The 20,904-nt window shown below is 50.0% G+C and carries 22 protein-coding genes; 12 read left to right on the forward strand and 10 right to left on the reverse strand.

The annotated features are described in order from the left end of the window. On the forward strand, positions 1-369 hold a 369-nt coding region (locus tag T504_RS0110675), incomplete at its 5' end, for an IS3 family transposase (protein WP_033171068.1). A 110-nt stretch (positions 370-479) separates the two neighbouring features. Here T504_RS0110675 and T504_RS0110680 read toward each other — a convergent pair. From T504_RS0110680 to T504_RS0110710, 7 genes are all read right to left on the reverse strand, one after another. Continuing rightward, positions 480-899 carry a hypothetical protein gene (locus T504_RS0110680; protein WP_156033527.1) on the reverse strand — a complete coding sequence of 140 codons (420 nt, stop codon included), beginning with the start codon at positions 897-899 and terminating at the stop codon, positions 480-482. Between the two features lie 113 nt (positions 900-1,012). Then, positions 1,013-2,371 carry a PTS sugar transporter subunit IIC gene (locus T504_RS0110685; protein ID WP_033171070.1) on the reverse strand — a complete coding sequence of 453 codons (1,359 nt, stop codon included), beginning with the start codon at positions 2,369-2,371 and terminating at the stop codon, positions 1,013-1,015. A 189-nt stretch (positions 2,372-2,560) separates the two neighbouring features. Further along, a complete protein-coding gene (locus tag T504_RS0110690; protein ID WP_033171071.1) occupies positions 2,561-3,997 on the reverse strand; it encodes a 6-phospho-beta-glucosidase in 1,437 nt (478 codons plus the stop codon). 13 nt (positions 3,998-4,010) lie between these two features. Then, positions 4,011-4,349: a PTS lactose/cellobiose transporter subunit IIA gene (locus T504_RS0110695; protein ID WP_033171072.1), complete on the reverse strand. Its 339-nt coding sequence runs from the start codon at positions 4,347-4,349 to the stop codon at positions 4,011-4,013. A 9-nt stretch (positions 4,350-4,358) separates the two neighbouring features. Continuing rightward, positions 4,359-4,658 carry a PTS sugar transporter subunit IIB gene (locus T504_RS0110700; RefSeq protein ID WP_033171073.1) on the reverse strand — a complete coding sequence of 100 codons (300 nt, stop codon included), beginning with the start codon at positions 4,656-4,658 and terminating at the stop codon, positions 4,359-4,361. Between the two features lie 160 nt (positions 4,659-4,818). Further along, positions 4,819-5,016 carry a hypothetical protein gene (locus T504_RS0110705; RefSeq protein ID WP_033171074.1) on the reverse strand — a complete coding sequence of 66 codons (198 nt, stop codon included), beginning with the start codon at positions 5,014-5,016 and terminating at the stop codon, positions 4,819-4,821. 16 nt (positions 5,017-5,032) lie between these two features. Beyond that, positions 5,033-5,293: a hypothetical protein gene (locus T504_RS0110710; protein ID WP_033171075.1), complete on the reverse strand. Its 261-nt coding sequence runs from the start codon at positions 5,291-5,293 to the stop codon at positions 5,033-5,035. 211 nt (positions 5,294-5,504) lie between these two features. On the opposite strand from T504_RS0110710, the gene T504_RS0110715 reads away from it, so the two are divergent. Both T504_RS0110715 and thrS read left to right on the forward strand, forming a co-directional pair. Continuing rightward, complete coding sequence (locus T504_RS0110715; protein WP_197018710.1) at positions 5,505-5,810, forward strand: LysM peptidoglycan-binding domain-containing protein; 306 nt, start codon at positions 5,505-5,507, stop codon at positions 5,808-5,810. Between the two features lie 317 nt (positions 5,811-6,127). After that, a complete protein-coding gene (thrS, locus tag T504_RS0110720; protein ID WP_033171076.1) occupies positions 6,128-8,047 on the forward strand; it encodes a threonine--tRNA ligase in 1,920 nt (639 codons plus the stop codon). A 151-nt stretch (positions 8,048-8,198) separates the two neighbouring features. Here thrS and fba read toward each other — a convergent pair whose 3' ends face one another. The 3 genes from fba to uraA form a co-directional block, all read right to left on the reverse strand. Beyond that, entirely contained in the window at positions 8,199-9,194 is a 996-nt protein-coding gene (gene fba / locus T504_RS0110725) for a class II fructose-1,6-bisphosphate aldolase (protein WP_033171077.1), read from the reverse strand. Positions 9,195-9,345: 151 nt separating this feature from the next. After that, positions 9,346-10,224: an RluA family pseudouridine synthase gene (locus T504_RS0110730; RefSeq protein ID WP_033171078.1), complete on the reverse strand. Its 879-nt coding sequence runs from the start codon at positions 10,222-10,224 to the stop codon at positions 9,346-9,348. A gap of 10 nt (positions 10,225-10,234) precedes the next feature. After that, positions 10,235-11,491, reverse strand: coding sequence for a uracil permease (gene uraA, locus T504_RS0110735; protein ID WP_033171079.1), 1,257 nt, complete (start codon positions 11,489-11,491; stop codon positions 10,235-10,237). Positions 11,492-11,862: 371 nt separating this feature from the next. Between uraA and T504_RS0110740 the strand changes: the two genes are divergently transcribed. The 9 genes from T504_RS0110740 to tnpA all read left to right on the forward strand — a co-directional run. Further along, the gene (locus tag T504_RS0110740) at positions 11,863-13,092 is read left to right on the forward strand and encodes an aspartate kinase (protein ID WP_033171080.1); all 1,230 of its coding nucleotides are present in this window, start codon (positions 11,863-11,865) and stop codon (positions 13,090-13,092) included. A 229-nt stretch (positions 13,093-13,321) separates the two neighbouring features. Beyond that, the gene (locus T504_RS0110745; protein ID WP_033171081.1) at positions 13,322-14,566 is read left to right on the forward strand and encodes an aminotransferase class I/II-fold pyridoxal phosphate-dependent enzyme; all 1,245 of its coding nucleotides are present in this window, start codon (positions 13,322-13,324) and stop codon (positions 14,564-14,566) included. Between the two features lie 188 nt (positions 14,567-14,754). Further along, the gene (locus tag T504_RS0110750; protein ID WP_033171082.1) at positions 14,755-15,381 is read left to right on the forward strand and encodes a DUF47 domain-containing protein; all 627 of its coding nucleotides are present in this window, start codon (positions 14,755-14,757) and stop codon (positions 15,379-15,381) included. Further along, positions 15,374-16,372, forward strand: coding sequence for an inorganic phosphate transporter (locus T504_RS0110755; protein ID WP_033171083.1), 999 nt, complete (start codon positions 15,374-15,376; stop codon positions 16,370-16,372). The genes T504_RS0110750 and T504_RS0110755 overlap by 8 nt, the downstream gene beginning before the upstream one ends. A gap of 92 nt (positions 16,373-16,464) precedes the next feature. Next, on the forward strand, positions 16,465-18,096 hold the full coding sequence (locus tag T504_RS0110760) for a nucleoside kinase (protein ID WP_231473900.1): 1,632 nt from the start codon (positions 16,465-16,467) through the stop codon (positions 18,094-18,096). A 35-nt stretch (positions 18,097-18,131) separates the two neighbouring features. After that, the gene (locus T504_RS0110765; RefSeq protein ID WP_231473901.1) at positions 18,132-19,298 is read left to right on the forward strand and encodes a P1 family peptidase; all 1,167 of its coding nucleotides are present in this window, start codon (positions 18,132-18,134) and stop codon (positions 19,296-19,298) included. A gap of 608 nt (positions 19,299-19,906) precedes the next feature. Beyond that, entirely contained in the window at positions 19,907-20,113 is a 207-nt protein-coding gene (locus T504_RS15115) for a nucleotidyltransferase domain-containing protein (RefSeq protein ID WP_197018711.1), read from the forward strand. Continuing rightward, complete coding sequence (locus tag T504_RS14815; protein ID WP_231473902.1) at positions 20,110-20,289, forward strand: nucleotidyltransferase substrate binding protein; 180 nt, start codon at positions 20,110-20,112, stop codon at positions 20,287-20,289. The genes T504_RS15115 and T504_RS14815 overlap by 4 nt, the downstream gene beginning before the upstream one ends. 259 nt (positions 20,290-20,548) lie before the next feature. Beyond that, on the forward strand, positions 20,549-20,904 hold a 356-nt coding region (gene tnpA, locus T504_RS14280; RefSeq protein ID WP_072022737.1), incomplete at its 3' end, for an IS200/IS605 family transposase.

Genomic DNA, 20,904 nt, shown 5'->3' on the forward strand with positions numbered 1-20,904 from the left:
GAGCATAACGACAACCCGTTGGTATTCAAGACCTTTGACAAGGCGGTAAAAGCCAATCCGGATGCCCGTCCGCTGTTCCACAGTGATAGAGGCTTTCAATATACGAACAGGAATTTCCACCACAAACTGGAAAAACAGGGAATGACGCAAAGCATGTCCCGCGTAGCCCACTGCATTGACAACGGGCCTATGGAAGGATTCTGGGGCATCCTTAAGCGGGAGATGTACTACGGCAGACGTTTTACCAGCAAGTGTGAACTTATGCGTTCGATTGAAGCATACATTCATTATTACAACCACAAACGTGTGCAACGTAACCTTGGTATCTTAACACCGATAGAGAAACACACCTTGTATTTAGCCGCATAAAAAAGGCCGACAGACAAATCTGTCGACCAAAGAAATCTTATATTTTTTTATTGTCCTCTTGACGGGGAGCAGTTCACTGGTGGATGTACCAGTTTTTCTAAGCCTCTTTTTTATAGGTATTTTAACAGCCACGAAATCGTGAAGAAAATAATCAGGATAGACGTGAACATTTCGATGGATTGGCGGCTGCGGTCCTGCTCGTAATGTTTTTCAAAATCATTGACAGCTTTGAGGTAGCAGTTCATTGTCATGACGGAAAGTTCGTTGACGGTTTTGCGCGGGGTATCCTTCGTTTTCCACTGCTGGATGTCGTTTTGCTCCACCAAGCGGAAAAGCCCGATAAAACGAAGTTTTTCGCGGCGGTAGGAACTGCGCAACTCGAAGGCATTAATTGCCACCAGACCAAAGTTTATCCAGGTTCCGGCGGTAAAACCAACTTGAAGCAGGTCGATAAAGGTTACCGACAGGATGAATAGATGTAAAAGCCAGATATGACGCAATGCAACACGCAAAAAAAGCAATTTGGGCATATGGCAGGGATCCCCAGGCCATAAGATATAAACGGACCGAAACATAAAATCACTCCTTTGGATACTAAGTCCATTATAAGGTAGTAGCCGAAGGAGCGTCAAGTTCCGGCAGGTTACAGTTGTGCCTGCGGTTCGTGATTCATTCCTTCGGAATTATCACTGGGGGTGTCGCTTTCGGCCAGGCCCTGCTCTTCTTTCAACATGGCATTATCCTGCATGCGCACAAAGGGATAATAGACAATGGTCGACATGATAATCGTGGCAAGCTGGACGACGGCACCCTGCCAGCCGTTTAAGAGGAAGCCGGCGATGATAGGCGGTGCAGTCCAGGGGACTTGTACGGCACTGAATGGCGCCATAAAGCCAATGACAATAGAAACATAAGTCATGACCAGCGCAATCAGTGGTACGAGTACAAAGGGAATTAGCAGGTACGGGTTAAAGACAATCGGCAGGCCAAAGATAATGGGTTCGTTGATATTGAAGAATCCCGGGACGGTGGCAAGTTTCGTCAGGGATTTGAGTTGAGAGGATTTGGCAGAAAGCCAGCTGGCAATCAGCAGTCCGAAGGTCAGGCCGCAGCCACCGGTTTTGACCATGAAGTCGACCTGGCAGGTGATGATTTTGGCATCGGGATTGCCCGCGAGCTGCATGCCCATGTCCAGAATATGTTGGTTGTCGAGGGAATTGGCAATGAGGATGGGGCTTACGACGCCGCCAACGACGTTCGGGCCATGGATGCCAGCCCAGAATAGAATGCTCTCAAGGGCTTCGATGATCGAGCCACCAACCAGCGTATCGGAGAGACCCTGCAGTGGGGTCTGGATAATTTTGAAAATGAGTTCCGGCAGTGTCGTAGCCCCGAGATAATGGCAAATGCCGTAGAGAAGAGAAGCTCCCGTAAAGAGTACCATACCTGGCGTCAGTGCCTCAAAGGCTTTGGCAACGCCACCGGGAACAGCATCCGGCATTTTGATGCCGATGTGATGCTTTTCGCAGTAGCAGAAAACCCAGGAGGCGGCAAAGCTTACGAGAATCGCTGTGATGACGCCGTTACTGCCGGCCCAGGCCTTCGGGATGATGTCGCCGACGGTTTCACCGGCTTTGGTGGTCAGCGAGGGCGGCAGGAGAATCAGGAAGGTCGAGAGCGAGAGGATGGAGGCCATGATGGCATCGCAGCCTTCAGATTCGACGTATTTATACGTGACGGCGAGTACGACGATTAGCGCGAGTACACTAAAGGTGCCGCCAGCTACGGCGTTGAGCGGAGCTGTCCAGTCAGGTCCGAACAGGCTGGCCATGAATTCTGGATAGCCGGGAATCGGCAGGTTGGCGAGCAGCAGGAATACCGAGCCGCATACCGTAAACGGAGTCGTCATGATAAAGCCATCACGCAGGGCGGCTACCGCTCGAATTTCGGCGAAGCGTCCCATGAAGTCGACAAACTTGTCAAATAGTTCTTGTTTCGTCATGTTAATCCTCTCTTTCCAGGTGATACGAGAAATGATTCCTTGATGTGTCTTACTATAGCATGGTGATTGGTATTGATTCAACGGATTAACGAGAGATTGAGGCGATGGTTTAAGAGAAGCAATAAAAAGAGCGAAACAATTGTAACAATGCTTCGCTCTTTGGCAGGAAACAGGAGAAAATATTTGGCTTTACTGAGTGCTGAGGTCTTCGCCGTTGGTGGCGATTACCTTTTGGTACCAATAAAATGATTTTTTGCGGAGCCGTTTAAGCGTGCCACGTCCTTCATTATCTTTGTCGACATAAATGAACCCATAGCGTTTTTCCATTTCACCGGTGCCTGCGGATACGAGGTCAATAGGGCCCCAGGGACAATATCCCCAGAGGTCTACGCCGTCTTCATCGATGGCTTTTTTCATTTCCTCAATATGGGCTTTGAAATAAGCAATGCGGGCGTCATCCTGGATTTGTCCGTTCGCGTCAGGTTCCTCGTGGAGACCAATGCCGTTTTCGACGATCATCAGTGGCAGTTCATAGCGTTCCTGCAGGGTGTTGAGCATGATGCGCAGTCCGGTGGGGTCAATCGGCCAGCCCCAGTCGGATTTCTTGAGATAGGGGTTGTCGATGCCGGTGGCGAAGCCGCCCTGCAATTCTTGGAAGCGGCTCGGATCGCCAGAAGTGGCAGAACTCATGTAATAGCTGAAGGCAAAGTAATCGACGGTACCCTGCTGAAGCGTTTCCAGGTCGCCTTCTTCGATTTCGATGTTGTAGCCCTTGTTTTCCCATAGTTTTAAAATGTAGGAAGGATAATGGCCGCGGGCCTGGACATCGCCGAAGAAATAGCTCTTGTCCATTTCTTTGATCGCTGCCAGTTGGTCGGCGGGATTGCAGGTTTCCGGATAACAAGGCCCCATGGCCAGCATGCAGCCGATTTGGAAGTCCGGATTGATGATGTGTCCCTCGATTATGGCTTTGGCTGAGGCGACGAACTGATGATGCGCGACTTGATAGAGAACGGCGTATTTGTCTTCGCCTTCCTGGTAAAGTACACCGGAGTTCGTGAAAGCCATAAAGGGAACATTGACTTCCCGCTGATTGTTGATTTCGTTGAAGGTCATCCAGAATTTGACTTTATCTTTGTAGCGTTTGAAGCAAGTCACCGCAAAGCGGACGAAGAAATCCACCAGTTTGCGGTTGCGCCAGCCGCCGTATTCTTTCACCAGATGATAGGGCATCTCGAAGTGGGAGAGGGTGACGACTGGTTCCATGCCGTTTTTGTGCATTTCGTCAAAGAGGTCGTCATAGAATTTGAGCCCTTCTTCGTTTGGTTCTAATTCATCGCCCTGCGGGAAAATGCGTGTCCAGGCAATGCTGGTGCGGAAACATTTGAAGCCCATTTCCCCGAGCATGGCTAAATCTTCTTTATACGTATGATAGAAATCAATGCCTTCGTGGTTCGGGTAGTTTTTGCCCGGAATGACACCGTCGGTGATTTCACGTGGGACGCCGTGGCGTCCTGCGGTCATGACATCTGCAACGCTGACGCCTTTGCCGCCTTCCTGCCAGCCACCTTCGAGCTGATGCGCAGCAACGGCGCCGCCCCATAAAAATCCTTTTGGGAAACCCATACTATTACCTCGCTTATTTGTCCGTTAGTTTTTGTTCCAGAGATTCGATGCGTTTATAGGCATCGATGAATTCCAAGGCGATGGTTTTAAAGCCCTCGGCACTCATGAGCTGGTCCTCCGCATGCAGAATCAGCAGGGAAAGAGTGCTGCCTGGCCCGTCCTGTGCTTCTTGCGTCAGCAGATTGGCATGCGCGTCATGTCCTTCCACGAACATTTCATCACCTTCTGCAATTAGCGATTCGGCCTTGGCAAAATTTCCTTTTTTGGCTTCCTGGATTGCCTCGATGTAGCTGCTGCGGGCAGAGCCAACCGAAGAGATAATCTGGAATGCCGTGAGTTCAAGTCCTTCCATGGCGACACCTCACGCCATGAGACTCTGGGCATATTTCAGTACACCGGCACCATCCATGCGGCCGTACATGCGCATGTCGATGGCATCGACAGGGATTCCAGGGCAGAGTTCCGCAATTTTATTTTTCTGGAAGCGGACCTGGGGGCCAAGGAGGATGACATCGGCATCGGATGCCTTGGCATTTGCCTCAGAAGTCGGATACGCGGCAATCGAGCATTCGTAGGATTCAGCAGCCGCCGCTTCCTGCATTTTCTTGACCAGCATGCTGGTGGACATTCCGGCAGCACAAAGCAATACAATCTTTTTCATGATAATCTCCCTTTCTAAATTGGATTCCTTTTCAAGACATGTTCACTATAACATAGCGTTTGTTATCGTTTCAATACGTTTGACACATCTTGGTAGTTTGTTTTGAATTATTGCAATAAAAAAGTGAAACACTTGAAACAGCGTTTCACTTTGCCGTAGGTTAACGGAAATAGGTGTTGGCAGCGGTACTGAGGCCAAGCAGCAGACAAAAGACCATGATGCCGCCCGCAAAGTAGGCAACGCAGATTTTAAACTTGCGTTCCGCATAGTAGCCTTTGATGTTGGTCCAGACGACATCAGCGGTGACCATGAGTACAATAAAGCAGCTGATGTGAACAATGTTGCGCAGAATATCCATGAATGTAAACTCCTAATCAATAGAGGTGATAGACTTTCCAAGGGATTTGGTCGACGCGGATGGTCTTTAGAAAGTCGACGATATCTTTTCGTCCATAGTAATGTGGGGTGCCATTATTATCCTGACTCATGAGGATGATAGGCATATTGGGGAAGAACTGTGAAAGTTCCTGGCGTGTCTTGATGAGGCGGGTGGTGTACATGGTTACCGATTGTTTGACGGCAATGACGGCAAAGGTGACGCCTTGCTCAATGATGACCGCACCATGAATATTCATAGAATCCTCCTTTCTGACAAGTCAAGGAATCCGACTGACTTGTCAATTTATCACTTATATTGTAGCAAAGGGAAAAAAACGCATCAAGAGAAAAAATGTTCGCTAAAAGTATTGCAAGAATAAATGTTCTATGCTAAGATAAGAACGTGGATTTGACAAAAATATGTTCGAAGAAAACATGTTTTACATACTTTCTCTTGGGAGGTTTACGATGATGAAGAAAAAACTTTTGTGGATTGCTGCGCTGGTGTTGTTGCTGGCTGTTGTTTCCCCGTTTGATCTGACGAATGAATACCTTCGCGCGGGGGACTTCGATACGGTGATCGTCAAGCAAAATGACAGCGTTTGGACGCTGGCCCGTCGCTATACGACGGATGAGACGCACGCGATGGATTTGCAGAAGGCTATCATCGAAGTAAACGGCCTCGAGCCAGACGGCAGCAACCTTAGGGTGGGGCAGCGGCTTCAAGTCCCCGTTCTAAAAAAAACAACGGGTACGCAAATGGCGGAAAAATAATCCGTAAATCCCTTGACAGAAGTGGGGAAGACTTCTATAATAAGGGACATCAAAGCAAAGACGAAGACACGACGGCAGAGACGCGTCTCTAAGAGAAGGATGCATTTGGTGCGAGCATCCCGGGATAGCGGCTGCAGCCACCACTTCGGAGCTGTTTTGCTGAAGCCTTAGGGTGGGTAGGCAGGACCGGAGACTTTTCCGTTATCAAAGACTGAGTGGCTTTCCTACTGGAGGAGAGCAATTTGGGTGGAACCACGATGCGTTAGCTTCGTCCCTATCTAGGGGCGGAGCTTTTTTTATTTCAAGGAGGGTTTTTCATGTTAAAGATTACGCTCAAAGACGGCGCAGTCCGCGAAGTCGAGGAAGGCAAAAGCATCCTCGAATTTGTCAAAGAAGTAAGCAACAGCCTGGCCAAGAAAGTCCTGGCTGCTAAAGTAGATGGTGAGACGAAAGACCTCACGACGGTCCTGACGAAGGACTGTCAGGTAGATTTCCTGACGTTTGAAGAGGCCGATGGCCGCTGGGCACTGCGCCATACGGCTTCCCATATCCTCGCGCAGGCCGTAAAACGCCTCTATAAAGACCAGAATGTCAAGCTGGCTATCGGCCCGGCTATCGACAATGGTTTCTACTACGATATCGATATGGATAAGCAGCTCGGCGAAGCTGACCTCAAGGATATCGAAAAAGAGATGAAGAAAATCGTCAAGGAGAACCTCAAGCTCGAGCGCAAAGAAGTCAGCCGTGCCGAGGCTCTCAAGATGTTCGAGGAGATGGGTGAAAGCTACAAAGTCGAGCTCATCAACGACCTGCCGGAAGATGCATTGATTACGCTTTACACGCAGGGCGAGTTCACGGATCTCTGCGCTGGCCCGCACGTCGTATCCACGGGCAAGGTCAAGGCTCTGAAACTCCAGAGCGTTGCCGGTGCTTACTGGCGCGGCAGCGAGAAGAACAAGATGCTCCAGCGCATCTATGGTACGGCTTTCGAGAAACAGGCTGACCTCGATGAATACCTGCACATGCTCGAAGAAGCAGCCAAACGCGACCATCGCAAGCTGGGCAAGGAGCTCGACCTCTTCAGCCTGCATGAGGAAGGCCCGGGCTTCCCGTTCTTCCATCCGAACGGCATGGTTGTCCGCAACGAGCTCATCAACTACTGGCGTGAAGTCCATCGCCGTTATGGCTACCAGGAAATCAAGACGCCGATGATCATGAACCGTAAGCTCTGGGAGACTTCCGGTCACTGGGATCACTACAAAGAGAACATGTACTTCACGCAGATTGACGGTGAGGACTATGCGGTAAAACCGATGAACTGCCCGGGTGGCATGCTGGTCTACAAATCCCACCAGCACAGCTACCGTGACCTGCCGCTGCGCCTCGGCGAGCTCGGTATCGTTCACCGCCATGAGCTCTCGGGTGCGCTGCACGGCCTGTTCCGCGTCCGCAACTTCACGCAGGATGATGCGCATCTGTTCCTGACGCCGAATCAGATCGAGGAAGAGATTCAGCATACGATTGACTTGTTCGATGAAGTCTACAGCACGTTCGGCCTCACGTATACGGCTGAGCTCTCCACGCGTCCGGAGGACTCCATGGGTTCGGATGAAATCTGGGAGAGTGCAACGGAAGCCTTGCGCAATGCGCTCGAGCATCGCGGCCTCAAATACGTCATCAACGAAGGTGACGGTGCGTTCTACGGCCCGAAAATCGACTTCCATCTGCGCGATTCCATTGGCCGTACGTGGCAGTGCGGTACGATTCAGCTCGACATGCTGATGCCGGAGAAATTCGACCTCACGTATGTCGGTGAGGACGGCGAGAAACATCGTCCGGTCATGCTGCATCGCGTTGTTTACGGTTCGATTGAGCGCTTCATTGGCATCCTCATCGAGAACTATGCCGGCGCCTTCCCGACGTGGCTCGCACCAGTACAGGTCCGCATCCTGCCGATTACGGAGAAACATGCGGACTACGCTTATGAGCTCAAGAAGAAAATGTTCGATTTGGGCCTGCGCGTAGAGGTAGATGACCGCAACGAAAAGGTCGGCTACAAGATTCGCGAGAGCCAGGTCAAGAAAACGCCGTACACGCTCGTTGTTGGTGATCAGGAAGTTGCCGATAAGACGGCAGCTGTCCGCAAACGCGGCGTACAGGAAAGCGCGACGATGAAGATTGATGACTTCATTGCCTATGTACAGGAAAAAATCGCTAGCAAAAGCGAAGAATTTTAATTGATTCGGTAACAGAAATGACCGGTCAGATTGCTGTCTGTTGACATGTCAATCTGACCGGTCATTTTTATGCCGTAAAAAAGACCTGCAAGCAGGTTCATTCGAACTAACTTGCAGGTCTTTTGCTTTTTAAGCAGCCATCAAAGACAAATTATTTTGCGTTGATGAGCTCAAGGATTTCCGGTGCACGGCCGTCGGAACCGAGAACCTCTTTGATTTTGTGCTCAACGAGCTCTTTGATGTAGGAGCGGCCATCAGCAACATACTGACGCGGGTCGAAGTGCTCCGGATGAGCCATGAAGTGCTCACGGATACCAGCCGTAAGAGCCAGGCGCAGGTCGGAGTCGATGTTGATTTTGCAAACTGCGGATTTAGCAGCCTTGCGGAGCTGATCCTCAGGAATACCAACAGCATCATCGAGTTTGCCGCCGTTGTCGTTGATGATTTTGACGTATTTCGGAATAACGGAAGAAGCACCGTGGAGAACGATCGGGAACTCCGGAATCTTCTTCTCGATTTCAGCCAGGATGTCGAAACGGAGCTCAGGCGGTACGAGAACGCCATCAGCATTGCGCGTGCACTGCTCCGGTTTGAATTTGAATGCGCCATGGGACGTACCAATAGCGATTGCGAGGGAGTCAACGCCAGTCTCTTTGACGAATTCCTCAACCTCTTCCGGCTGCGTGTAAGCTGCCTCGTGAGCAGCAACCTTTACATCATCCTCGATACCAGCAAGTTTGCCGAGCTCAGCCTCAACGCAAACGCCATGCTCATGAGCGTAAGCAACAACTTCCTGCGTACGTTTGATGTTCTCTTTGAAGTCATAGTGAGAACCATCGAACATTACAGACGTGAAACCGTCATCGATGCAAGCTTTGCAAGTTTCGAAATCAGCGCCATGGTCGAGGTGCAGAGCAACTGGAATATCGTTGACTTCCAGAGCAGCCTCAACGAGGTGACGGAGATACGGGCCCTTGGCATATTTGCGAGCACCGGCAGATGCCTGCAGGATAACCGGGGAGTTCAGCTCAGCAGCTGCTTCCGTGATACCCTGTACAATCTCCATGTTGTTGACGTTGAAAGCACCGATAGCGTAACCGCCCTCGTAAGCTTTCTTGAACATTTCTTTAGTACCGACTAATGGCATTTTTCATTACCCCCTAAGTAATTTGTTCATGAAATGAACTTGAACTAGACTCATTATATCATAGAAAAGAGTTATGGTGTATACTCCAACAGCAAATTTTTGAAAATTCCTTTAAACTGATACAAAGCAATAGTAAGGCCTTAGGCTCTGGTCATAAATCCGACACAATCCGGCCCATATCCGATGGCAAAGGTGCGGTAACCACGATGTCTTCTCCGGTCATAGGATGGGTGAAGCTCAGCCGAAAGGCATGGAGAGCCTGACGAGAGATAAGATCCCTGCTGCCGCCGTAGAGGTCGTCACCAATCAGCGGATGTCCCAGATGGGAAAGATGGACGCGGATTTGGTGAGTACGGCCGGTTTCGAGCACTAGATGGATAAGAGAGAGTTTATGGTTGCTCTTTACGGTATCGTAGTGGGTTCGTGCCTCTTTGCCGTCAGGGGCTACTTTGCGCAGGATGATGCTGGGCAAAGCCCGGGCAATCGGGGCATCGATGGTACCAGCTGGCGGTGTAAGCTCACCAGGAATCAGTGCCAGATATTCGCGATGGAATGTCTTGACGCCCTTAGGCGAGAGTTTGAACTGGATTTGTGGCTGCTTAGCAATCAGCACTAGTCCGCTGGTTTCGCGGTCAAGGCGGTGAACAGGATGGAAAGCATGAGCTTCTTTTTGTTGCATATAATGGAACAAGATGGCGTTACCTAATGTTCCATGTGGTTCCTGTGTCGTAGGATGGACGAGTTGGCCGGCCGGTTTGTTGACGACCAGCAGCCAGTCATCTTCATAGCGGATATCAAGGGGAAGAGCTTCGGGGGTGATGTTGCTGGGCCGAAGGATATCGTAGGTTACTACATCGCCGTTTTTTAGTTCCGTGCGGGCGGCGTTTACGAGCTGCCCGTTGACCTTGAAGGTTCCCGAGTGTTTGATTCGTTTCCAAATGGTATTGGATATGCCTTGTGTTTGCGTGAGAAAAGCCCTGGCAGGCATAGATTCCAGGGCTTTTGGCAAAGTCACGATAAGTTTTGTCATAAATCCTTTATCAATCGTTGAATTTTTCGTGGCGCAGCATAGCGATGAGTCGGAAGGCTATCGACAGGATGATGGCAACGACCGTAGCAAGGCTCATGCCTTTGAGCGTAACCGTGCCAATCGTAATGCTGGCGGTGGAGACGCCGAGGCCGAGTACGATGGCCGTGAGCATCAGATTGATGGGCTTGTTGTAATCAATCTTGCTCTCAGCCAGTACACGGATACCGGACGCGGCAATGACGCCGAAGAGCAGCATGGATACACCGCCCATTACTGGCGTTGGGATGCTCTGGATGATGGCAGCGAGTTTGCCAAGGCAGGAAAGGGCGATAGCAAAGACTGCAGCACCGCCGATGACCCAGGTGGAAAATACTTTGGAAATAGCCAGGACGCCGATGTTTTCTCCGTAGGTGGTGTTTGGCGTGGAGCCAAAGAAACCAGAAATGATGGTCGAAATGCCGTTGCCGAGAATGGACCGGTCAAGACCTGGGTCCTTCGTGAGGTCTGAGCCCACGATGTTGCCCGTGACAATCAAATGACCGACATGTTCGGCGATGACGACAAGGGCTGCCGGCAGGATGATGCAGATGGCATCAATGTTGAAAATCGGCGTGTAGAAGGTGGGCAGAGCAAACCAGGGGGCTTTTTCCACGAGGCTCCAATCCACCATGCCGCAGAAGGCAGCCAGGATATAACCGCCGATGACGCCGAGGAGAATCGGAATGATAGCCAGAAAACCGCGGAAGGCTACCGAAGCGAAAACCGTGATGGCAAGCGTGGCCAGCGAGACGAAGATTGTCGTACCGTCCGCCGGCTTATCCCCGGTGAGGCCTGCCATGCCGGCAGCGGTTGGCATGAGTTCGAGACCGATGACGGCGACGATGGAACCCATTGCTGCCGGCGGAAAGATGATGTCAATCCATTTGGTGCCGACCGTACGGACAATCAGGCCGACCAGACAGAAGACAATACCGACGGCGATAAAACCGCCAAGGGCTGCTTCGTAGCTATACTGCCCCAGAACCAGAAAGACCGGGGAGAGAAACGCAAAGCTCGAGCCGAGATAAGCCGGGATACGGCCTTTGCAGAGAAGCAGATAAAGAATCGTGCCGATGCCGTTAAACAAGAGAACCGTGGCCGGATTTACCTTAAAGAGAATCGGAACCAATACGGTGGAGCCGAACATGGCAAAAAGGTGTTGAAGCGAAAGGGGGATGGTTTCAAGAAGCGGCAGCTTTTCGCTGACGCCGATGGGACGATTATGCAAGTGTAACACTCCTTCAAAAACTACTATTATAATTATGCCTAGAACAATCTATCATATTATAGGACGCATGTCCACTTTTTAGCGAAAGTTTGAGCGGGATTGGCTTGATGATATTTTAGCAATTCGAGAATGAAAAATACCAAAACTGGGTGATTTTGTAACATAAAAACCAGACTGTGTTTCTTGCGAACGAACAATTTTACATAAATTTGCGTTTTTCGGTAGACATATGATTTTTTTTCTTGTATAATATGATTCGATTAAAAAGATTTATAACGAGGAAGAAGATGTCGCTGCCAGTATCGATGGGGCGGCTTACCGCTGAATCCGCGGTGAGCAGAGCGTTTCTCGTTAAAACTAGGGGGAGAATCATGGCACTTATTGTAAAGAAATTCGGTGGCAGTTCTGTGGCTACCACGGAAAAAATCCTGAATGTTGCCAAGAGAGTCTTGGGCGAAAAAAAGCCCGGTGACAAAATTGTCATGGTTGTATCTGCCATGGGCGATACGACAGACGATCTCATTGCGCTGGCTGAAGGAATTACCAAAAACCCGTATCAGTACACGCGAGAGATGGATATGCTGTTGACTACCGGTGAACAGCAGTCGATTGCCCTGCTGGCAATGGCGTTTAAGACGCTGGGGCATCCGGCAGTATCGCTGACCGGTCCGATGGCTGGTATGAAGACGAATTCGGTTCATACCAAAGGGCGTATTGTGGATATTACGCCGGATCGTGTTCACGAGGAACTGGATAAGGGCAATATCGTGGTCGTTGCGGGCTTCCAGGGGGCTGATGCGTTTGGCAATCCGGTGACGCTGGGCCGCGGTGGGTCCGATACGTCGGCAGTGGCACTGGCTGGTGCCTTGAAGGCGGATACTTGCGAAATCTACACCGATGTCGATGGCGTTTATTCGGCTGACCCGCGCATTGTCAAAGGGGCTCGCAAGATGAAGGAAATCACCTATCATGAGATGCTCGAGATGGCTCGTCTGGGGGCTGGCGTCATGCAGCCGCGTTCTGTTGAGATGGGTGAGTATTTCCATATTCCCATTCATGTCCGTTCGACATTTACGACTACGCCTGGCACAATCATTAGGGAGGATTATACGATGGAAGATAAAGATTTTGTTATCCGTGGCGTTGCCCACGACGAGAAGGTTGCCAAGATTGCGGTACTCGGGATTCCGAATACGCCGGGCATTGCCCATGAAATCTTCTCGGCCCTGGCGGATGCCAACATCGATGTTGACATGATTGTCCAGTCGATTCGCAATATCGAAAAGAATGTTACCGATATGGTATTTACGGTGGCTGCCAGCGATCTCGCTGAGGCTAAGAAGGTCGTTGATGGCGTGGCCGATAAACTCAATGCTGTTGCTGTTCTCATCGAAGAAGATGTGGCCAAAGTCTCTATCGTCGGTGCTGGTATGCTCGGCAACCCGGGGACTGCTTCGCGCATGTTTGGCGCGCTGTCCAAGGTCGGAATCAACATCGATATCATCAGCACGTCGGAAATCAGCATTTCCTGCTTGGTAAAGGGCTCTCAGCTCAAAGAGGCAGTCAACGCAATTCACGACGAATTCTTCCCGAACAAATAAGAGGAAAGACTCTGCCTGCTATCCGGGGGCAGAGTCTTTTTTTGACCTGTCAGATTGACTTGTCAATTTGACAGGTCAAAAATATTGTATACATACACCTGTATTGGTAGACAGGACAGACAAGAACAGTTATTATAGTATTTGTACGAATTATGCTGCTTATTGCGAAAACAGGCAGTATGATGCGACGAAAGCTTTATGGTGAAATGATTGAAAGGGGAACTTTCCTATGACGACGAGTATGGCAGCAACGCATGCTGCAAGCAAGAGACTGAAGGATGCGATTTTTGGGGCAAGTGCCGCCTGTGCTGAGGCAGCCAAGAAGCATGGTGCCGATAAAGTTACCAATGCAACGATGGGTGTTATGATGGACGACGAAGGAAAACTTGCCAGCATCCCGACGATGGAGCGCGTATTCCGTTCCCTTTCGGTTGAAGATTATGTCCGTTATGCGCCGATTCCGGGATTGCCGGATTATCTCGAGGCCGTTATTGACCTCACGTTTGCCGATCAGAAGCCGGAGGGCTATACGGCAGCTATCGCGACCGCTGGCGGCACGGGGGCTATCCATCACGCGGTAGCCAACTACGCCGAGCGTGGCGATAAAGTCCTGACGTCAGACTGGTTCTGGGGTACCTATAACGTCATTTGCAACGAGTGCGGCTGTAAGCTTACGAACTATGCGCTGTTCGATGAAAACAACAACTTCAACATTGCTGACTACACGGCAAAAGTTGACGAAATCATGAAGGAGCAGGACAGCCTGCTCGTCATCATCAACACGCCGGCACACAATCCGACGGGCTTTAGCCTAACGGAAGAGGATTGGGATAACGTCCTTGCCCTCACGAAAAAATATGCTGCTCAGGGCAAGAAGATGAGCATCCTTGTCGATATTGCCTATATCGATTACGCAGGCGAAAAGAATGAGACGCGCAAGTTCATGAAGAAGTTCGGCAACCTGCCGGCCAATATCTTTGTCATGTTCGCGTTCTCGATGTCGAAGGGCTACACGGCTTATGGCCAGCGCACGGGCGCTCTCGTCGCTGTATCCTCGAGTGAAGAGGTCATCACGGAGTTCAAGGAAATCAACAAGTACACGAGCCGTGCAACTTGGTCGAATATCAACCGTGGTGCGATGACGCTCTTGGCGAAGATTTCGGCCGACAAAGAGACGCTGGCGCAGTTCGAGAAAGAGCGTGACGCATTCTATCAGATGATCCAGGAACGTGGCATGCTGTTCATGAAAGAAGCCAAGGAATGCGGCCTCAACGCACTGCCATATAAGGGTGGTTTCTTCCTTTCCGTACCGGCAAAAGACCCGCAGGCTGTCTGCGACAAGCTGCACGAAGACCTGATTTTTGCGGTACCACTCAAGATGGGCGTGCGCATTGCCGCTTGCTCGGTATCGGCAGCCAAGATGAAAGGCATCGCCGCCAAAGTTCTCAAAGCACTCCAGGCAGTCGAAGGCTGATTGCGCTCACTGCATAAGCTTTCGATAACGAAATAAAATATTTTCGAAAAAGCTGTTCCCTATATATAGATGAAGGGAACAGCTTTTTTTCCGCACAAGCAGGAAATTATTGGTTGAATGACAGGTCAAATAATGATATAGTTAGACTTGTGTATGTGATATTTCGTTCGGGGAGGACTCAGGACAGTATGTTTAAATTCAAAAAGAAAGACAGCGAGTTCTTTGACCTGTTTGTCGACAGCGCCAATTATTTTTACCAGGGCGCTTTGATGATGGACGAGGTTATGCTGGATTACAGCAAAGCGGTAGATAAGGTAAAGGAGATCAATGACTTAGAGCATGAAGCGGATAAGGTCAATGACAAAATCATTGATAAACTGAATTTGACATTCATTACGCCCATCGACCGCGAGGACATCTATGCACTGGCAAATGGTCTCGATGATGGTGTGGACTACCTTCAGGGAACCTTGCAGCGCATTGTGATGTATCGAACCGGCAAGGCGATGAGCGGCGCTGTCACGATGACGAAGCTGCTGATCGAAGCGACGGAACAGACGATTCGAGCGTTCTCTCTGCTCAAGGACATTCGCAAGAATCAGGCTGCTATTCTGGATGCGACGCACAAGATCGCCCAGATTGAAAGCGAGGGCGACCGCGTTTACCGTCATGAGATCGCTTACCTCTTCGACAAAGAGAAAGATCCAATCGAGCTCATCAAATGGAAAGATATTTTAGAGAAGCTTGAGGATACGCTGGATCACTGTGAGAAGTTGTCTGACATGATCCGGGGAGTGGTAATGAAATATGCATGAAGTACAGATGCTTATCTTTACAGTCATTGGCCTAGCATTGCTGTTTGATTTCATCAATGGTTTTCATGATACGGCCAACGCAATTGCCACGTCGGTATCGACGCGGGCCCTTCATCCGAGCCATGCGATTATCATGGCGGCCGTGTTGAACTTTTTGGGGGCAATGTACAGTACCGGTGTTGCGAAGACAATTGGTACGGATATCGTCAAATCGGCCCAGCATGTGGATGAGCACATCATCGTGGCGGCGCTGGTGGGTGCGGTGCTCTGGAATATCATCACTTGGTATTTCGCGGTTCCATCCAGTTCCTCCCATGCGCTGGTGGGCGGTATCATCGGTGCGGTGTTGGTATCGGTTGGCACCGATGGGCTAAACTTCTATGGTATCGGCAAGATTATCCTGTCGCTTATCGGTTCACCGATTTTGGGTATCGTATCCGGCTGTATCGTGATGACGCTGCTCTTTCGGATATTTGGACGATTCAGTCCTTCGTCAATCAACCACCGGTTCAAGAAGATGCAGGTGCTGTCGGCGGCCATGATGGCTTTTTCCCACGGTTCCAATGATGCGCAGAAATCCATGGGTATCATCACCCTGGCATTGCTTTCGGGCGGCTATATCGATGCGTTTGAGGTTCCAACCTATGTAAAGGTATTGGCGGCGACGGCAATGGCTTGCGGTACGGCAGTAGGCGGCTGGCGCATCATCAAGACCATCGGCGGCAAGATTTTCAAACTGGAGCCGATCTCCGGATTTGCGGCGGATTTGAACTCCTCCACGGTTATTTTCACGGCGACGCTCTTGCATCTGCCAGTCAGTACGACGCACGTCGTATCGGGCTCGATCATGGGTGTTGGCACGGCTAAGCGCGTTAATGCCGTCCGCTGGGGCGTGGCTCAGCAGATGGTTATGGCCTGGGTACTGACAATTCCCTGCACGGCCGCTATGGGTGCCGTAGCCTATATGGCCGTCTGTGCGATTTTTAAATAAATAGCGGAATTCGAGTCTTAGTGTTACAATATGGGTAACACTAGGGCTTTTTTGTTATGCAATTGTTATAGTGATGGATGGGAGGGATTGACATGGAAGTGTTACCGGGGATGCCCCTGAGGGAAATAGCAGGGAAGGCGCAGCAGGAGTATTCTAGTAAGATTGTGGCTGCTAAACTCGATGGCGAAGTACATGATTTGCAAAATGATATAAGTGGTGTGCGGGATGTGACCTTTATTCCGCTGGACAGCAAGACGGGTTGGCAGATCTATCGGCGCAGTGTGTTGTTCCTGCTTATCACGGCGGTTCATGCGCTTTATCCGGAGGATGAGGTCGTTACACAGTTTACCGCCAATAAGGGGCTGTTCTGCGAGATTCGGCATCCGGGGGGCCATGGCTGCGATAAAGGAAAAGTGCAGCAGATTGAGCAGAAAATGCGGGCCCTTGTGGCCGATAACCATCCCATCCGTAAAGAAGTGTTAAGCCGTGAAGCCGCGGTAAAGCTTTTTAGACAATCCAAACAATTTGAAAAGGCGGAGCTCATTGGCGCCCTGCAGCGGCAAAATGTCAGCCTTTATCGCTGCGGGGATTTTTACGATTACCTCTATGGCCCCATGCTGTATGAAACTGGCGATTTGGGGCGGTTTGCTTTAGATTTTGAGCCGCCGGGTGTCCTTTTACGCCTGCCGGATGAGGAAACGGCGGGCAGGGTCCGTGAGCGGGTTCCCCAGCCCAAGCTCAGCCAGATTCTGTATGAGTCCAAGAGCTGGGCCAAAATCCTTCACTGTAATTACGTGATGGATTTAAATCGGGCCAATCGGGAAGGACAGATTGGCGAAGTCATCCGCGTGTCAGAGGCTTTGCAGGAAAAGCGCATTGCTCAAATTGCCGATTACATCACCCAGCACCGGGACGGCGCCCGCCTCGTGATGATTGCTGGGCCGTCCTCTTCGGGCAAGACATCCTTTGCCCAGCGCTTGCGCATCCAGCTTCGCGTAAATGGCTTAGAACCTGTGTCCATTTCCTTGGATGACTACTTCTTATCCCGTAAGGACACCCCGCGCAACGAACGGGGAGAATACGACTTTGAGTGCCTGGAGGCCCTTGATACAGAGCTATTCAACCGCCATATGGTGAAGTTGCTGGCAGGCCGGGAAGTTCAGTTGCCACACTATAACTTTTTGACAGGGTGCCGGGAATGGCCAAAGGTGCCGCCGCTAAAAGTAACGCCGGATCAGCCTATCATCATCGAGGGAATTCACGGCCTCAATGAAAAGCTCAGTGAGGCAGTCCCGCGCACCCAGAAATTCAAGATTTATATTAGCGCGTTGACCCAGCTCAATATCGATGCCCATAACCGCATCCCCACAACCGATGCGCGGCTCTTGCGCCGCCTGGTGCGGGACTACCAGACCCGGGGCGCCCATGCTCTCAAAACGCTCAAGCAGTGGCCCGACGTGCGGGCAGGGGAGGAAAAGAATATCTTTCCGTACCAGGAAGAGGCCGACGTGATGTTCAACTCGGCACTCATCTACGAACTTGGCGTGCTAAAGAAATACGCCGAGCCGCTCCTGGAAACGATATCGCCCGCCGTACCCGAATACGCCGAAGCCCGCCGGCTGCTCGACTTCTGCGCCTACTTCGACGACATCACCGCCGAAGACGAAATTCCGAACAACTCCCTGCTGCGAGAGTTCATCGGGAAGTCGGTGTTCTTTAAATGAAAATATTAAATGATAAGAGTAAGAGAATATGTTGATTGGCGATTAAATGCAAATTGATAACTTTGATTATTATCGCGCAGATTGCTAAGGATAAGGATATATCGTTGGCAGTAAAACGTGTTTGGCATAAGGGAAAGCGAGAGATGAAGATGAAGAAGTTCAAACAACTTATCCCACTGATAAGTTTGATGGTCCTATTGAGTGTCGGGGGTACAGCGCAGGGGGCGAAGGTTAATATGAAGGAAATACCTTTTTCGGCGATTGAGGGGGTACAGGTGGGCAATGCCCAGGACGATAAAGCGAAAACTGGAGTTACCGTGCTTTGTTTTCCCGCGGGGGCCAAGACTGGTGTGGATATCAGTGGGGGTGGACCGGCTTCGCGAGAGACGCCAGTGCTTGATCCGACGAAGGAAGATTTGGGCATTCATGCCGTTGTTTTGGCTGGTGGCAGTGCCTATGGGCTGGCGGCGGCCGATGGTGTGATGCGCTGTCTGGAAGAAAATGGTATTGGTTTTGATACAGGCTTTGCGCGGGTGCCATTGGTTGTGCAGTCGGATATTTATGATTTGTCTTATGGCAGTGCTTCGGTTCGTCCGGATAGTGCCATGGGATATACCGCCTGCCAGCGTGCACTTCGTAAAAATGAGCCGGTAAGTGGTTCGGTAGGGGCTGGTACAGGCGCAACGGTAGGCAAACTCTGCGGGATGAGGCAGTCGCAGAAAAGCGGCATTGGCTATTATGCGGTGCAGTTGGGAGATTTGAAAATCGGTGCAGTGGTGGTAGTCAATGCGCTGGGGGATGTCTATGCACATGGGAAAAAGATTGCCGGCCTTACCAATGCACAGCGCACAGGTTTTTTGGACAGTGCGCAGGAACTTTATCGCCTGGCTGCCCCGAAGGATTTGCTATCTCGCACGAACACGACCATTGGGGCGGTAATCACCAATGGGTCCTTTGATAAAGCGCAGCTCACCCGCATTGCCCAGCAGACGAGAAATGCTTATGCAAGAGCGATAAGGCCGGTAGGTACTTTGGCTGATGGGGATACGATCTACGCATCTGCCTGTGGCAAACTGGTTCCGGCTGATATCAATATGGTAGGGACGCTGGCGGCAGAGGTTATGGAAAAGGCGATAGAGAATGCGGTGGTAGCGTCGAAAATGGCGGATGCAGATTATTTGCCGCATTGCTTGTCCTATTGATAGGGTGCTTCAATGAATTGGTTATTCCACTCCTTTTTGTGTATGATTTGCGACTGCGAGGAAACTAATGAAAGAATACTATCTAAAAAAGATGAAATCGGCTTGTAGGCTAAAAATGGGATATAATGTATGTGATGACCGTTATTTTTGTGATAGTTGATCCGTAACTATTTTGAATCCCTCTTTGCAGGTAGAGGCTGGCACAACCCTTATTTTTTTTGATGAGCTTCAAGCTTGTCCTCCTTGCTTGCCCACAACGGTATCCGCTTCCCAGTGGCCTATGCTTTATTTTATTTTGAGTTATATACTGTTGCACTTAGATTGTAAATCCATCGTGAAAAACGAATTAGGGTGATGGTATAACGATGAAGCTTAAATGGCTTCATCGTTTTTTTATCGATTGGATTTGAGTTTATAAAAATGAGTCCACATCCATTGCTAGGCATACCTGATGTTGACTGGTCAGCCCTTTGCATTTCGTGATATACTAAAAAGAAAAGCGCAGATTAGATAGGGAGGTAAGGCATATTTATACGATAGAGAATAGATATTGGTGGAGTATTTTTGCCATACTTCGTAATTTTTCCGATAGCATAGAATGGGTTAAGTTGTTTGGCTCGAGAGCTCGGGGTGATGCTAGGTTAGCGTCTGATATTGACCTGGCGGTGTCCGGTGAAGCGGAGGCTATCGTCAGATTAGCAATTGCCCTGGAAGATAGTCAGTTGCCTTACACTTTCGACGTTATTGACTACAGGCGGCAATCGAAGTCAGTAGTCCGCGCTCTAGCATCCGTGAGGGCTGGAAGCAGGGAATGATAGCTGATGCGGAAACCTGGCTGGATATGCAGGAAAAGCGGAATTTATCGACGCATACCTATAATCAGTCCACAGCGTTGACGGTATATCGGTTGATAAACGAGAAGTATATAGACTTACTGCTGGCCTGGGATAAGGAGGTTCAGCGAAGATTGGAATCTGACATGTCAATTTGACAAGTCAAATGTCAACCGCCTCGCCGATTCGCTGATTCCAGTAGAAGGCATGGCCAAGAATGGAGCAACTAAATCATTAAATGTTTTGATTGGTCAAGAAGACAATCTGGTTTAACCTAACCCGCGAGAAGTCCTCCACCTATTAGGTGGGGGATGAAGGCGGGTATGGCGAATTTACGTAAGTAATTGAGCCATACAATTGCTTTTTGTCTTATTGGGGAGTATAATCAGTCGTAAAAGAGAAAGGACTGATTATACTATGGAATTAGACAACAATAACCATTCAGTGTTCTTACTCTATTATCATCTGGTTTTGGTAGTGAAGTATCGTCGCAAGGTATTCTCTGACCGAATGAGCCAATATGCTAAAGATATTTTTGTCCGCATTGGCTCATCATACAACATTACGTTGGAGGAATGGAATCACGACCAAGACCATGTGCATATCATGTTCCGTGCTCATCCTAATACAGAGCTGTCGAAATTCATCAATGCTTATAAAAGTGCCAGCTCTAGGCTAATCAAAAAAGATTTTCCAGAGGTTAGGCGCAAGCTGTGGAAAGAAATGTTTTGGTCGAGAAGTTATTGCCTGTTGACAACAGGCGGTGCTCCTAT

It is taken from the genome of Selenomonas sp. ND2010 (assembly GCF_000702005.1).
Taxonomy (GTDB): domain Bacteria; phylum Bacillota; class Negativicutes; order Selenomonadales; family Selenomonadaceae; genus Selenomonas_A.

Coding starts and splice junctions, on each gene's coding strand:
- T504_RS0110685 (WP_033171070.1), bottom strand. CDS start 2,371: ATGACGAAACAAGAACTATTTGACAAGTTTGTCGACTTCATGGGACGC.
- T504_RS0110715 (WP_197018710.1), top strand. CDS start 5,505: ATGATGAAGAAAAAACTTTTGTGGATTGCTGCGCTGGTGTTGTTGCTG.
- T504_RS0110710 (WP_033171075.1), bottom strand. CDS start 5,293: ATGAATATTCATGGTGCGGTCATCATTGAGCAAGGCGTCACCTTTGCC.
- T504_RS0110740 (WP_033171080.1), top strand. CDS start 11,863: ATGGCACTTATTGTAAAGAAATTCGGTGGCAGTTCTGTGGCTACCACG.
- thrS (WP_033171076.1), top strand. CDS start 6,128: ATGTTAAAGATTACGCTCAAAGACGGCGCAGTCCGCGAAGTCGAGGAA.
- T504_RS0110690 (WP_033171071.1), bottom strand. CDS start 3,997: ATGGGTTTCCCAAAAGGATTTTTATGGGGCGGCGCCGTTGCTGCGCAT.
- T504_RS0110705 (WP_033171074.1), bottom strand. CDS start 5,016: ATGGATATTCTGCGCAACATTGTTCACATCAGCTGCTTTATTGTACTC.
- T504_RS0110745 (WP_033171081.1), top strand. CDS start 13,322: ATGACGACGAGTATGGCAGCAACGCATGCTGCAAGCAAGAGACTGAAG.
- T504_RS0110760 (WP_231473900.1), top strand. CDS start 16,465: ATGGAAGTGTTACCGGGGATGCCCCTGAGGGAAATAGCAGGGAAGGCG.
- T504_RS0110680 (WP_156033527.1), bottom strand. CDS start 899: ATGCCCAAATTGCTTTTTTTGCGTGTTGCATTGCGTCATATCTGGCTT.
- T504_RS0110730 (WP_033171078.1), bottom strand. CDS start 10,224: ATGACAAAACTTATCGTGACTTTGCCAAAAGCCCTGGAATCTATGCCT.
- T504_RS0110700 (WP_033171073.1), bottom strand. CDS start 4,658: ATGAAAAAGATTGTATTGCTTTGTGCTGCCGGAATGTCCACCAGCATG.
- T504_RS0110750 (WP_033171082.1), top strand. CDS start 14,755: ATGTTTAAATTCAAAAAGAAAGACAGCGAGTTCTTTGACCTGTTTGTC.
- T504_RS14815 (WP_231473902.1), top strand. CDS start 20,110: ATGATAGCTGATGCGGAAACCTGGCTGGATATGCAGGAAAAGCGGAAT.
- T504_RS0110755 (WP_033171083.1), top strand. CDS start 15,374: ATGCATGAAGTACAGATGCTTATCTTTACAGTCATTGGCCTAGCATTG.
- T504_RS0110695 (WP_033171072.1), bottom strand. CDS start 4,349: ATGGAAGGACTTGAACTCACGGCATTCCAGATTATCTCTTCGGTTGGC.
- fba (WP_033171077.1), bottom strand. CDS start 9,194: ATGCCATTAGTCGGTACTAAAGAAATGTTCAAGAAAGCTTACGAGGGC.